General features: G+C 40.3%; 17 protein-coding genes and 1 pseudogene. 8 read left to right on the forward strand and 10 right to left on the reverse strand.

Translation table 11 applies throughout. The features are described from left to right. Window positions 1–542 (forward strand): LacI family DNA-binding transcriptional regulator (locus ACWJAF_RS00005; RefSeq protein WP_448861312.1); only part of this gene is annotated, 542 nt, incomplete at its 5' end. A gap of 115 nt (window positions 543–657) precedes the next feature. Here ACWJAF_RS00005 and ACWJAF_RS00010 read toward each other — a convergent pair. From ACWJAF_RS00010 to ACWJAF_RS00040, 7 genes and pseudogenes are all read right to left on the reverse strand, one after another. After that, entirely contained in the window at window positions 658–1509 is an 852-nt protein-coding gene (locus ACWJAF_RS00010; RefSeq protein ID WP_448861314.1) for an AraC family transcriptional regulator, read from the reverse strand. An 8-nt stretch (window positions 1510–1517) separates the two neighbouring features. Then, complete coding sequence (locus ACWJAF_RS00015; RefSeq protein ID WP_448861316.1) at window positions 1518–2840, reverse strand: MATE family efflux transporter; 1323 nt, start codon at window positions 2838–2840, stop codon at window positions 1518–1520. Between the two features lie 226 nt (window positions 2841–3066). Further along, complete coding sequence (locus ACWJAF_RS00020) at window positions 3067–3255, reverse strand: DUF5906 domain-containing protein (protein ID WP_448861318.1); 189 nt, start codon at window positions 3253–3255, stop codon at window positions 3067–3069. Window positions 3256–3263: 8 nt separating this feature from the next. Beyond that, window positions 3264–3362 (reverse strand): annotated as a pseudogene (locus ACWJAF_RS00025) (TnpV protein); the annotation flags it as partial. 2 nt (window positions 3363–3364) lie between these two features. Continuing rightward, window positions 3365–5104 (reverse strand): S8 family peptidase, encoded by a 1740-nt coding sequence (locus ACWJAF_RS00030; RefSeq protein WP_448861320.1) that lies wholly within the window; start codon window positions 5102–5104, stop codon window positions 3365–3367. A 161-nt stretch (window positions 5105–5265) separates the two neighbouring features. Beyond that, window positions 5266–7101: a hypothetical protein gene (locus tag ACWJAF_RS00035; protein ID WP_448861322.1), complete on the reverse strand. Its 1836-nt coding sequence runs from the start codon at window positions 7099–7101 to the stop codon at window positions 5266–5268. A 90-nt stretch (window positions 7102–7191) separates the two neighbouring features. Beyond that, window positions 7192–8106 (reverse strand): AAA family ATPase, encoded by a 915-nt coding sequence (locus ACWJAF_RS00040; RefSeq protein WP_448861324.1) that lies wholly within the window; start codon window positions 8104–8106, stop codon window positions 7192–7194. 168 nt (window positions 8107–8274) lie between these two features. On the opposite strand from ACWJAF_RS00040, the gene ACWJAF_RS00045 reads away from it, so the two are divergent. Continuing rightward, on the forward strand, window positions 8275–9195 hold the full coding sequence (locus ACWJAF_RS00045) for a DMT family transporter (protein WP_448861326.1): 921 nt from the start codon (window positions 8275–8277) through the stop codon (window positions 9193–9195). Window positions 9196–9335: 140 nt separating this feature from the next. Here the strand turns inward: ACWJAF_RS00045 and ACWJAF_RS00050 are convergent, their stop codons facing one another. Further along, window positions 9336–9959: a GDSL-type esterase/lipase family protein gene (locus ACWJAF_RS00050; RefSeq protein ID WP_448861328.1), complete on the reverse strand. Its 624-nt coding sequence runs from the start codon at window positions 9957–9959 to the stop codon at window positions 9336–9338. Between the two features lie 243 nt (window positions 9960–10202). Between ACWJAF_RS00050 and ACWJAF_RS00055 the strand changes: the two genes are divergently transcribed. The 6 genes from ACWJAF_RS00055 (at window position 10203) to ACWJAF_RS00080 (ending at window position 12636) form a co-directional block, all read left to right on the forward strand. Beyond that, complete coding sequence (locus tag ACWJAF_RS00055) at window positions 10203–10793, forward strand: HD domain-containing protein (protein ID WP_448861331.1); 591 nt, start codon at window positions 10203–10205, stop codon at window positions 10791–10793. A 52-nt stretch (window positions 10794–10845) separates the two neighbouring features. Further along, a complete protein-coding gene (locus ACWJAF_RS00060; RefSeq protein ID WP_448861333.1) occupies window positions 10846–11613 on the forward strand; it encodes an AzlC family ABC transporter permease in 768 nt (255 codons plus the stop codon). Window positions 11614–11629: 16 nt separating this feature from the next. Beyond that, a complete protein-coding gene (locus ACWJAF_RS00065; RefSeq protein WP_448861335.1) occupies window positions 11630–11956 on the forward strand; it encodes a branched-chain amino acid transporter permease in 327 nt (108 codons plus the stop codon). 86 nt (window positions 11957–12042) lie between these two features. Then, complete coding sequence (locus tag ACWJAF_RS00070; RefSeq protein WP_448861337.1) at window positions 12043–12177, forward strand: hypothetical protein; 135 nt, start codon at window positions 12043–12045, stop codon at window positions 12175–12177. Beyond that, window positions 12174–12350 carry a hypothetical protein gene (locus ACWJAF_RS00075; RefSeq protein ID WP_448861338.1) on the forward strand — a complete coding sequence of 59 codons (177 nt, stop codon included), beginning with the start codon at window positions 12174–12176 and terminating at the stop codon, window positions 12348–12350. Before ACWJAF_RS00070 ends, ACWJAF_RS00075 begins: the two co-directional genes overlap by 4 nt. After that, a complete protein-coding gene (locus ACWJAF_RS00080) occupies window positions 12337–12636 on the forward strand; it encodes a hypothetical protein (protein ID WP_448861339.1) in 300 nt (99 codons plus the stop codon). Before ACWJAF_RS00075 ends, ACWJAF_RS00080 begins: the two co-directional genes overlap by 14 nt. Window positions 12637–12758: 122 nt before the next feature. On the opposite strand, the gene ACWJAF_RS00085 is transcribed toward ACWJAF_RS00080, so the two are convergent. Next, entirely contained in the window at window positions 12759–13442 is a 684-nt protein-coding gene (locus ACWJAF_RS00085) for a PD-(D/E)XK nuclease domain-containing protein (RefSeq protein ID WP_448861341.1), read from the reverse strand. 168 nt (window positions 13443–13610) lie between these two features. Next, window positions 13611–13844 carry an AAA family ATPase gene (locus ACWJAF_RS00090; RefSeq protein ID WP_448861343.1) on the reverse strand — a complete coding sequence of 78 codons (234 nt, stop codon included), beginning with the start codon at window positions 13842–13844 and terminating at the stop codon, window positions 13611–13613. Window positions 13845–13908: the final 64 nt, after the last annotated feature.

The following is a 13908-nucleotide window of genomic DNA, read 5'->3' on the forward strand; positions in this document are numbered from 1 at the left end:
CTACTGCTTATGTAGGTATTGATAATGATGAGGGAATGGAACTTGCTGTCTCTTATCTTGCCAGACTTGGGCATCGTAAGATTGCCTATCTCAGCGGTTCTCTTGGATCTCAGATTCTTCAGATACGACATGCAGCTTTCCTCCGTGCCATGCACCAACATGGACTGAACACTACCTCTAGTTCTACCGGCTGCTCTTATTATTTGTCTGAATGTATGGAAAAGCACCTGCCGCGGTTTCTGGAAAAAGGAATGACTGCTATCATCTGTAGCCAGGACACTCTTGCCAATGCAGCCCTTATCCAGTGTCAGCAACTAGGATACAAGGTGCCTGAGGATATCAGTATTATCGGATTTGATGATATTCCGATTGCAGCATATACGTCTCCTCCTTTGACTACAATCAGGCAAGATCGGCTTGAGCTCGGAAAAAGCGGGTTCTTTGCACTATCAAGCCTGCTTAACGACATTTCAATCAGCACATTTTTATTGCATGCACAGCTGATTGAACGAAAGTCTACAGGAGAAGTTCCTGTGACATAATATTTATCTAATTATTCTTATACAAAAAGGTTAGGAAACTCCCTTTCGGTTGTTCCCTAACCTTTTTATAGCATCTTTTATATTTTTCAAGTTCTATTCTAACCATGTACCTGACTTATTTTTTTCTATATTTTAACGGCGACACTCCATATGTTTTTTTGAAGCTTCTGATAAAATAGCTTACATTCTGATATCCACTCTGCATTGCGACCTCTGTAACAGGAGTATCCGTATCTTGTAACAGCTGTTTTGCGTGCTCTAATCGTAAATGTGTGATATATTGCGAAAACGTAATATGAAAATGTTCCTTAAAATATCGTGATATATACTTTTCCGAAAGATGAAACTGCTCCCCGAACTCTTTTAACGATATCTTTTCCATAAAATTCTGCTGTATATATGAAATCATTTCTTTTTCTACCATATTTCTCCCGCTTTTATCATTTTCGATCACAAAGCCCTTCTCCCACATTTCAAGAATAAATTGTAAAAGAATTATTTTTGTCTTTATCTGAGCAGTTATTTTGGATTCCGTTTTCTTGTTTTTTGCCACATATATTTCAACCAACTGCTCACACAGTTCTTTGGCTGTATCTTTTACTTGTGGACTTATCATCAGATGACCATTTTTTAATGGCTCCAGTAATTTCTCATTCAACATGTCATTTATGCAAAAAGATATATATTTTAACGGAAAAAGGAAAGTAAAATAATCCACTGTACCAGTCTGTGAACCCATGAAATGCAGATTGCCCGGCGACACTACAAAAGCATCCCCGGGAGTTCCAATATAATTTTCTCCTGATATACTAACAGTCAGAAAACCGCTTTTTACATATATAATTTCCAGTTCATCATGCCAATGAACCGGTATCTGAAACGATCGTCCCTCATTTTTTATATGATATGTACTAAACGGATCATCCTTTGTTCCATGTGGTTTATTTTCCTTTAATTCAAAGTACATAATCTCTCCTATACTTCTATAAGACCTTTACTTTTCCATTTTCCACTCTTCCATCTAAGTACCATTCCCACAGCTCTTGCACATTCGTCACCTGCCATAGCAATATATGCTCCTACAGCCAGAAGTCCCATGTGTATTCCGAGAAAATAGGTTCCGCCAACTGCAAACAAATACATAAATACCGCACCGAGTATAACCGGGAAAAGTGCATCTCCACTCGTTTTTAATGCCTGACCATATACAAGGTTTGTTACCCTTCCAAATTCAAGAAATATATCTACTATTAACAACTTTACCACAAGATTTATCATCTGTGTATCATTTGTAAATATATGCACTATAAAATGTCCGGCCAATGCAAATGTCACGGAAAAACAGGTCGCTGTGATAATACCGTATATCGCAGCTTTTCTCGTCCCCCTGTTACATTCCTCAAACTCTTTTGCTCCAATTCTCCAGCCGGTCATAATTGCATTTGCCTGAGCAAGGGCAGCTCCCACACAATACGAGAAATTGGCAATCTGTACAGCATATGAGCGGGCTGTAACATTCATTCCATCCACATCCATCTGATTCATAAAACGCACAATAAAGGTCATTGCGATGTTGTAAAGTGCTGTTTCAAGCGCAGAAGGGAAACCAATCTTAACAATCTGCGCAAATATCTTTCTTGATGTAATCCGCTCAGGACTCTGTTTTGCTTTTATAAGTACAGCCCCCATGCCTGCTACAATAATAAGATTTACAACTCTTGAAATAACCGTGGCAACAGCAACTCCCATTACACCCCAGTTGAATGCAAATAAGAATACTGAATTAAGTATTATATTAAGAACATTTCCAACAACAGTTCCTATCAAAGAATGCTTTGTATATCCAAACACTCTCAAATAACTGGAAAAAATAGGAATCAGCGCATTTAAAAAACATGCACCTCCGACAATTCTAAGATATATTTCAGCCGGCTCAAGCAAAGCCGGAGCAATACTTACGATTCGAAGTATCCCGCCAGAAAAAGCAGCAAGAATGACCGACATTACGATACCTATCAATGCGTTGAATATAAGTCCAAGTTGTCTTGCCTGATATGCAATTCCCGGTCTTCCGGCTCCGATATTTTGTGACATAACAGCTATCATACCCGATGATATAACCCCAAACATGATAATAAAAACACCTATATATGTATTGGCTGTTCCCACTGCTCCTACAGCCTGGTCGCTCACAGATGATAGCATAAGCGTATCGACCATGCCTGAAAGCATATAAAATAAAGTTTCTAAACATATTGGCACAGATAGCTGTGTTAATGTTTTTCTTTCAGTTTCCATAGTTTTCTCCTCACATACAATTCAAGAATACTATATCAATAATACGATATATTTTCATGTAATTCTTGTATAATATCATGTGAAAATTGCACTATTTCTACTCAATACTCTCGTATATATAACAACACTGCTTTCTCAAATAATCACTTCTCCCCAAAAGTACGCATAATGAATATACTATGTTGTTCCGTGAACTTTCCCTGTTCGTACAGATTTTTCAATCCAGTCATCGCCATATGATTGCATCCTGTCCTTTTTTCTCATAAATCAGTGTGTCCTCACCGACTGCTTTTTTTAATACATCTGTGTTCTCCATTGCTTTACATGGAATATCTGCACAGTCATTTAATAACTTTCCGTACATTCCAGTCGCATAGAATCGTTTGTTCAAATCCTGTAAAGAAATACTGGACATATTGGTGATTCCAACTGCTTCAGAATCACTTCTTCCCGTTCTCTGGCTGCCTTGTCCACTTCCAGAAGATGCTTTCCAATCGTATCCTGTAGAAGCATCACCTGATATTTCAATATAACCTTATTATAACGTCCTCACCATACCCCACTTCCTCATTCGGATACCTTGCAAATCCCGGCAGTGTTTTCGCTCCCCGTCTCAGATAGGCTTTCACCTTCTCTCCATACAGATACGGATCATTTCCCCGGACAATCCCCCATTCCATCAAAAGCGCTGCACTTCCCGTCACAAAAGGTGTGGCAAATGATGTTCCTGTAAAGGCTACGTAACCGCCTCCTGTTGTTGCTGTCACAACTTCCACTCCCGGTGCCACCAGATCCGGTTTCACCAGATTCGTAAGTCTGGTAAATCCTCTTCCTGAAAAATCCGCATATGCAAATGTTCTGGCATCATACGCTCCTACGGATATCACCCGGCCTGCCGATGATGGGATGGTGAGTGTTGTCTGATCTGTCGGAAATAAAAATCCTGTTCCACGATTTAAAACCGCATCGCCTGGAAGCCACATCTCATATTGACCGGTCACGGTTTTCCCCGATGTCAGGACAATTCTCCATATTCCTTCTGTCAGATAACTCTCTACCGGAAGGAAATCAATATAAATTTCCTGAGATGTGCTGTATGGACTTGGTTTTCCATAATAAGTCAGTATTTCCGTCTGCCCGATTCTGAATCTCTGCGGTCCCAGTACCTCCGGAATCGGACCAACTCTCACTCCGGACGGATTCACAATAGAAATCTCTATCTGATCTGTATATTCCTTCCATATCTGTACACTGACAGACGGCTGCCTGCTCTGAATTGCAAGCTGTACCGTCACTTCACTTTCTGATTCAATTCTTCCCGATGTATGCCCGGCACTTGCCGCTTCATTTCCTGTACCAATGCAAAATACACTTTTCCATATATTTGAAATGTCATCAATATACCGCTCCAATAAAGTCATTCCGTCATGTCCGCCGTATGTATTTCCAAAGCTGATATTCACCGCTACCGGCATGCGAAGTTCCAATGCTTTTCTTATCACATAATCAATCCCCATCATCAGTTCCGTCGTTCTCGGGAATCCTTCCTGCATTGAATTGCCAAGTTTTACAATAAGTAATTCACTCTGTGTGGCAACTCCGGCATAAAGTCCTCCGCTGTTTCTTCCATTTCCTGCCGCTACTCCCGCCACAGCTGTTCCATGCCCGGAAATGTCCTGACTTCTCACAATCCTTCTTTGTTCTGATACTGTCTGCGCATTCAAAGCTTCATCTATCTGTTCTTTTGTATATTCCACACCGGTTCCGTATCCTTCCGGCGAATTTTCCCCCTCTCCCGGATTCAACGACTGATCCCATAGATAGCGGATTCTCGTACTTCCATCTGCATTTTGAAAATCTGTATTGGCATAATCAATTCCCGAATCTATGATTGCAACCAATATTCCCTGTCCATACAGAGAAAGGCGTGTATCTTGTACCGCATTGATACAAGACACACGCCTTCCCTCTGCTGTCTGGAAGAACAGTCGCTTTGGTTTTTCTACATATTCTACTTCCGGAATTCCCGATAATATATTGATTCTGGATTCTGCAATTCGGATGATTGCATATTCATTTTGAAGCTCTGTTACTCCGGATGCGATTTCTCTGACTCGGTCCAGATTTCCAGAATATTTAATGATTAGATCCCATTCTCTGTCGATCGGATTATAGCCGACATTTAAATTCAATGATTTTTCCCTCTCATCTTCCGTAGAATCCAGTGCAAGATTTAAAAGGTTTTCTAGTTTCTGACTGGTCATGATATTGACTCCAATTGTCTTTATTATTAATATATGCACTTTGCCAACCATAGGGACACTGAAAAATCCTCTTTTCTCGTCCTCATTGCCTTCCCACGGCGACACTGAAAAAGCCTCTTTTCTCGTCCCCCTGGCTCTATCCTCTGGCTCTGGCTCTATCTCTAATTCTTTATTACCTCGCTCAACACCCTTCCCACTGCTCCGGCAAAGTCATTAATATTCTGAATCCGTACCAATCCCCTGCCGAATATCTCTGTCGCTGTTTCTGCGGATTTTGCACTTCCCATGAAGATTCCGATAACCTGAATTCCTTTTTGTTTTAACTTCTGGACTTCTCTAGCCGTATCTTCTACCGCCGACTGATCTGTGTACTCTTTGTTTGTGTAAAATGCTCCCTCGCCAATATTCTGGTCATCCATCGGACTTGCATCTGTCAGTACAAGTAAGATTTTTCCCGGTTTTTCACTTTTTTCCATCAGATATCCTGCTGCACGCAGGGCCAGTCCGTCTCGGTTATTTCCTGCTGCGACATATCTGAATACTTCTTTTCCATCCTGCTCTTCTTCATAATTTTTAAAGATCCGCATCACAGTAAATCCCCGGATACTACAGTAAGAATAAATCTGTGCCGGTATGCCGCATGCATTCAGACTCTTTGCCAGGACATATGCCTGAGCCGCAATCTGTTCCTGCATCTGCTTTCTGGACGATGATGCATCGATCAGTATATCAACTGAGAATCCCGGAATTTCCACTTCTTCTTTCCGTTCAAACACTCTTGGATTATCGAGATAAACTGCTTTCCATACTTCTCTTGGATTGATCTTCCCGTACGTTGTCATTTCCGGAAATGTCTCGTCCTGTGTCTCCAGGCAGATGCGCAATTTTTCTGTAAGCTTTCTTATACTGTTCTGATATATCTCTCTGTTTTTCTCATAATACTGTTTGTTTTTCTCATATTGTAAAAAAGATTCTTTTTGAAATTTCAGAATTTCCTGCTTTTCTCGTTTTCCTGCTGTTTTCAAATATTCTTCTAATTCTTCCCCTCTCTTTTTCTCCTCCCATTCTTTTCCCAAAGCAAGCTTCGCTAATCCCTTTTTATCATCTTCCAGTCTTTTTGCAACTTCCTTCGAATTACCTCTTGTAAATAAAATGTGGCAGTTCTTATGATTATCTATGCATAGCTTGCGATCTATTTTTTTCTGTTTACTCTGAGAATGTATGCTTTTTCCGAAGCAGGCTTCCACGTACTTTCTTGCTTCCTCCGGATCATTTTTTAATGATAGCTGTACCAGATAATGCTTCGACCTTTCCATGGCTCCCGATTTTTCACCGCTGGTTTCTCCTTTATCTTCATAGTTCTTTGCCCGTACATAAGTGGCGCTCACTTTTCCTACTGAATGAAATGCTCCGGCAACCTTTTGTAAAAAATAAATGCCTTCCTTTTTTGAAACTTTTGCCGGGCGATATGAAAAATACTTCCAGAAATTTTCACGAGTGCATTCCAGAAGTTCTTCCGTTGTCATCTCTTCTGTATAGGAAAATGCATGCAGAAGTTCTTCCTCTTCTGTACTTAATTCGGATGGCTGACCCAGGATTTCCTTGCAATGTGCATTCCGGATCTGCTCTATCCTTGCGTATTCTTTCTGATTCATATACCGGTTCAGATTATCTATGGCATACTCTCTCCGAAGATTTTCCATTGCAGATCTTGTTTTTCTTTCTTTTTGATACAATGCATTCTCCAGTCCGATCCACAGAAGGCCTTCGTATAATTCCTGATCTTTTCCTCCAAGCTGATCAAAAAAATCATCTATTTTTTCCTGATCATACCACTTATAAGTCAGACCAATAATCAGATTCAGATATATATCTGCCGTTCCATCCGGTGCAAATGCAAGGAAAAGTGGATCAAGCTCATAATTTTCTGCTGCCGTCCATATGAAATTTCGCGCTCTTTTTGCTTCTCTTAATTCCCGTTCTTCTATTTCTTCCATATTACAATACACTACTTTCCCGCTTCTATTTTCTGTTGTTCGCACACATTTCTAATAAGCAATTCGTAATATCAAATCAGATGTCAGATATCATTTTATAAACAAGTCTTTTCTCACCGTTTTCTTCGAGATTCTTGTATGGATCGTATCACGGATCAGAGTCTGTTCATATGTATCAAATGTTTTATTGGTAATTCCCATGTCCAGTGCCGTAAATATATCGAGTCCTTTTTCCATCAGACCGACTGCTCCTAAGAGGCCGCGCAGATCCAGTGCCTTGGAAGAGATTTCTCCATTTTCACACTTCTTATGTAATTCCAGGAACATGGAAGCAAGTTCTCCTGCTCCTTCTTCACGGATGTCCGTATAATGCTTTCTTATTAATTTGATCAGACTTTCCCTTGAAATCATCGGCATCTGAATCACTACAAATCTGGATACCAGCGCTTCATTCAGCTCTTTTGTACCGGCATATCCGTAGTTCATCGTTGCAATGAATCTCGTTGCCGGATGTAGCTCCATACGTTCATACCCCGGAACATCAATCGTCCTCCGGAAATCCAATGTCGCATGAAGCACAGCCATCGCTTCACTCTTTGCCATATTAATCTCATCCAGTATGGCAAAGCCTCCTGCCTTTGCCGCTGTATATACCGGTCCCGGTCTGAACGTCACCTCTCCCCCACGGAATGTATCCATCCCGATCAATGAAGCTGCATCCATATTCACATGAAAAGACACATCCCACCGTGGTCTTGCGAATACTCCTGCCAGATTCTCTGCAAATAGATTCTTTCCTGTTGCTTTCGGACCCGCCAGCAGAATATTCTCTCCACACAAAATTGCGGTAATGGCCTGTTCCCAGACTTCTTTTCCATAGTAAAATTGTTCCAGCTTCGGGATTCTTGAAGCATATTCCGGTTCTACCGGATATGTCTCTCTATATTCTTTCATCTCACAGATCAGATCATCTCTGATTCCAAGTTCTTTTAATTTATCCAGCAATTTCTGTGCTTCCTTTCTGACATATTTTTGCGTTATGACTCTACATTCTATCTACATCTTATATCAGTTTTTCTTATTCTCATCATGACAAATATGAATTTTACTTATATTCTATTCTGCTTTATAATAAAAATCAAGATAACACTTACATAGGAGGAATCACAGATTATGTCGACGAAAAAAGCCAATCTGATTCTTACAACCTGCTCTATGGCATGGGGCACTTCTTATATATTTATGAAACTGGGAATTGAGGGACTTTCCCCTCTGATGCTGATGGCTCTGCGTACAGGAATTGCATTCCTGCTCCTGGTACTTATATTTTTCAAAAGGTTACTGAAGGTCAATAAAAGACTTTTACTCTATAGTGCCATCACAGGCTTTCTGCTTTTTACAAACCTTACACCAATCCTTTATGGATTAAATACGATTACCGCCTCACAGAGTGGCTTCATCCTCAGCACAACCGTTGTGCTTGTTCCGATCATTCATGCCATTATTTCCCGAAAGCTTCCGGAACATCATGTCCGGCTTGGAATCATTATCGTATTGATCGGAATGGTGCTGATCAACGGCGGAGATATCTTTTCTGTAAAGCCCGGAACGCTGCTCTGTATGCTTTCGGCTTTCAGTTATTCCATTAATATTGTATTAAACAGCTATTTTACCAGACACGTGAATCCTCTTGCGCTTGGAGTCTACCAGCAGGGTTTCACATGTCTTTATTCCGTAATCGGTCTGCTGGTGTTCGGATCCCCGATATTTCCGAACACCGCGTTGGACTGGATCTCAGTTCTTGGACTTGCACTTCTGTCCTCGGCTTATGGATTCGTTGTGCAGACCGTAGTACAGCAATATACAACACCAGAAAACACAGGATTTTTATTCTCTCTGGAACCGATATTTGCAGCAATCTTTTCCTATATCTTCCTGCATGAGAAGCTCCCGGCGATGGGATATCTCGGAGCTGTGTTCATTCTTGCAGGTGTGTTTACTGCTATTGATGCGAAGAGTACGGTGATGGAATTATTTACCGGAAAACCGGATGCTGAAGTTATAGCCAAAAACAATGAATTTCATACAAAGTAAAAAAATCCGCTGTTCCGTCTTGCTACATTCCTTTACTAATATTCAGTGAAAAAGGAATGCAGCATTGACTGACAGCGGCTTTTTATCTTTTATATCTCTATATCTCCATGCATTCGAAAGAAGGCAACTGATTCTATCAATTACAGAACTTCTGCTTCTATTTTTCTATAAATTGCATCTGCAAGGATCTTATGACTCTTTCCATCCATGTGCTCCTGGTCTGCTTCCGACGGACTTGCATAATCCGCTGCCCGCATGAAACGTTTGCCATATCTTCCGGCTACTTTTTCATATACTCCTTCCAATTTCTTCGATACTTCCACGGATTCCGGAGAAAATTCCTGATCGTATCCGTCCTGCCATACTTTCTCTCCCAGATAGATCGGGGATATCACAAGCACGTTCATCTTATCCGCATATTGATTAATCTGCTCTAACAGTCTTGCAATTCCTTTTCCGATTACTTCTGCAGATGCACCGAATATCGTTTTGCAGTCATTTGTTCCAAGCATCAACACAACTGCATCTGGCGTATGTGTCTCCAATAATGTTGGAAGCAGTTCTGTTCCTTTTCTTCCCAGACGCAATGGATCATCAAATATGGTCGTTCTTCCGCACAGACCTTCTTCGATAATCCTTACATCCCGGTCTGCCAGTTTTTCCTGTAAAATCCCTGTCCAACGTTCTTCCCACGAAAAACGCTTTCCGGTCTCTCCGTCTAATCCCCATGTATTCGAATCTCCGAAGCATAATATCTGTTTCATTACTTCCTGCACCTGCTTTCTGTTCTCTTATCTCATCTGTGAAATACATCCACAGTCCGATATTACTCATTTACTTTCACACAAGAATTTCGTTTTTCTCGCTATAACTTGAGTTTAGCATCCTTTTCCTATTAAGTCAATATGTTTTATATGTTTTATTTGTTTTTACTTTTCATCTGTCTTTCTTTTATGTTATACTATCTTATAGTTTGTTCATACGGAGCACACAAGGAGGATTGCATAATGGATGAAAGATTAAAACAACAATTAAATTTCATTCTCGAAATTGATAAAGAAAAGAATATCTTAAGACAGACCCATCTCTCCGGACACGGAAGACGTGAAAATGATGCCGAACATGCCTGGCACATGGCGATCATGGCTTATCTGTTAAAAGATTATGCCAATGAACCGGTCGATATTGCGAAAGTTATGATCATGTGCCTGATCCATGACATCGTAGAAATCGACGCCGGAGATACCTACGCTTACGATGCCGAAGGATTAAAGACACAGAAAGCCCGTGAAGATGCCGCCAAAGAACGGATCTTCTCTTTATTACCGGAAGACCAGAAAGAAGAACTCACTGCACTTTTTGACGAATTTGAAGACTACCAGACACCGGAATCTAAATTTGCACATTCCATGGATAATCTGCAGCCACTGCTTCTCAATAACAGTAACGGCGGAGGCGACTGGCGTGAGCATCAGGTAACTTCCGAACAGGTCTATGGAAGACAACGCAAAACACAGCTTGGTTCTGAGACTTTATATAAGGTAACAGACCAGATACTTAGAGAAAACATCGAAAAAGGAAACATTAAAGAACGATAAGCGATAATTTTCTTTTTACTATCTATTACTTACAAAGGAGATTACTATTTTTATGAGACGAAAAGCTCTGAAAGCCGCTTTCCCATGTACGATTCCTATCATGACGGGATTCATATTTCTTGGAGCCTCTTATGGAATCTATACGAACGCATCCGGATTTTCTTTCGTCTATCCGCTGTTTATGAGTATGCTCATCTATGGCGGTTCGCTGGAATTTGTTGCTGTGGAAATGTTATTAAGCCCATTTGCACCGCTTCAGGTGTTCATTATGGCTCTTTTAATCCAGGCAAGACACCTATTCTACGGACTTTCCATGTTGGACAAATTCAAAGGAACCAGATGGAAGAAATTCTATCTGATATATGGCATGTGTGACGAAACATTCTCCGTTAATTATACCGCTGACATCCCGGAAGACGTAGATAAAGGCTGGTTCATGTTCTTCGTCACGTTATTGAATCAGTTTTACTGGGTTGCTTCTGCGACAGCCGGAGGAATCATTGGTTCTTTATTGAAGATTAATACCGACGGAATCAGCTTTGTAATGACGGCCATGTTCGTCGTTATCTTTATGGATCAGTGGCTGAAGGAAGACAATCACATTTCATCTTTAATCGGTCTTGGTGTATCGCTCATCTTCCTGCTGATATTCGGAGCGGATTCATTTATGATTCCGACGATGATTGCGATTGTTGCTCTGCTTACTGTTTTACGACGCAGATTGGATGTGCCTGATCCCGTAATTTTACAGAATTCTACATATAAGGATCGTCCGGCAGATAACGTTACAGATATATATAAAGCAAACGCCAAACACTAACAGGAGGAATCATAATATGACACTTGCACAACAGATCATCACCATCGGTCTGTGCATCCTTGGCACCATGACCACACGTTTTCTTCCTTTCATCGTATTTCGTGAGAATAAAGAAACTCCGGCATTTATTCAATACATCGGAAAGTTTCTTCCATCCGCAGTCTTTGGCATGCTGGTTATTTACTGTCTCAGAAATGTCAATGTAATGCAGGGCAGTCATGGAATTCCTGAATTTCTTGCAATTATTGTTACCTGTGCATTACATGTCTGGAAGAGACAGATGTTAGTATCAATTGCCGGAGGAACGGTTTTTTATATGCTGTTATTGCACTTTATCTTTTGATTACTGCAAAAATCAGTTCATTATCACACACTTATATCATATATACCTGATTATTATGTGTACGAAAAGGAAGCGGATATTTTCCTATGAAGATCAACAATGAAGAATATTATCAGATTGGAGAAGCCAGTATTATCAACATGTTGCAGATGATATCCTCTGGTATCATGAAGAAAATGAACGGATCAAACTTCAGAATCCTGCTCTTCCTGTCTGCATGAAATACTTTGAGGCTGAAACAGTTATTACCGGTGCTCTTACCGAAAGAGACCGCTCTTACCACTCCAGTCTTCAGGATGTGATACGTCAGGAACTAAGTCACTCTGATTCAATCCGTAGAAAATATGGGGATTCCGGTCATCTGATGACACTTCCTTCCGGTGATCAGCTATAATTATGGTGCCGGGAAAATCAGACGTACCAGAGCTGCCCTGAAATTTGCATCCCTCTTATCCTGTGGTATCATGGTCATTGCAAATTTGCAGGGTGTTACTAGAATGAAAGAAAGCGTATTCATCATCGTGCTCCGTCAAGTATTCCTGCTTGTTCCGCTGGCATGGGTTCTTCATTTTCTAGGACTGTCTGCTGTATGGTGGACCTTCCCACTAACGGAGATTATCGCAAGTCTCTGGGGCGTTGTACTTGTGACTGTAAAAGATAAATCACAAACAACAGTTTAATCTGCCACTTGCCAAATCCTGTAAGTGACAGATTCTTTCAAATGTATAGAAAGCAAAACACCGTATTATATGATCATATCCGACATCTTCATCCATTTCATATAATACGGTGTTCTTTTCATTTAGTTTCCTATCAATACTTTTTTCCCTTCAAATGCAAGTCCATAATGTTTTATATCATCTCTTGCAATTCCTCTTTCTATCAATTCTGCATCGAAATGTTTGTCTTCAATCTGTCTGAGTGCAGACTGCACAGTATCTGCTAATCCATTTTCTTCATCCGGATCCAGAACTTTGAACTCCAATACAAATGCTGGCTTCTTTCGTTCGCGCGGAATCAGCATCACATCATACCTTCCATAACCGCTCTCTCTGTTTGACTTTAGCTCATACTGGTCACGCAATTCTACCAGCAATCCTAACACAAATCCATGATAAAAACGTTCCGGCATGGTTCTTCCCGATGGATGATTGCCTGTATCAAAACTACTGAATGTTTCCAGATTTGTAATTTTCAGATGATACCATGGAGTCCTTAAGATACTTCTGTACTCAATCTTCGCTACTTCCAGATACCCACTTGCTACCATCAGACTCCAGATTGCATTCTCTTTTGTTTCTAACTGGTCAAATACAATCTGTTCATCAAAATTCACAACAATTTCATGATCATTTAAGAGTTCTTCCAGCATTTCCTTAACTTCTGACTGGGATGTCCTGATCAATTGATTCACCAGACCATTCGAACTTGTTGATGCCCAGTATGCCTGAAATTTTTTTCTTTCAAATAGTTTGTGATAGACCACGGATTATAGATGTCCTCCTGCGAGCCAAAAGTGAATCCATCATACCATTGTTTTACTGCTTCTTTCTGACTGGATAACTGGAAACTATCCAACGCTGTAAACACTTCTTCTTCCGTAAATCCAAAACATACAGCATATTCTTCCGATGTAGTTGTTACCACTTTCAAATCAGATTTTCAGATTTTTAAACAGATCACTTCTTCCTTGATAATGATTGGAGAAAAAGCATTTTAACATGTCCATATTCAGCGTTTTTCCAAAACGTCTTGGTCTGGTAATCAGTGTGATATCGTCTTCTGATTCCCACCATTCTTTTATCAGATTTGTTTTGTCTATATAAAAGCAGTCACTTTGTATCATATCTTCAAAGCTTTGTTTTCCAATTCCAATTACTTTATTCATTCCAATCACCTTCTTTTATATTCTGTTCCATCTATAAATAATGATTCTTCTTTATAGTATAAAA

The sequence above is a fragment of the Dorea sp. genome (genome assembly GCF_977044405.1).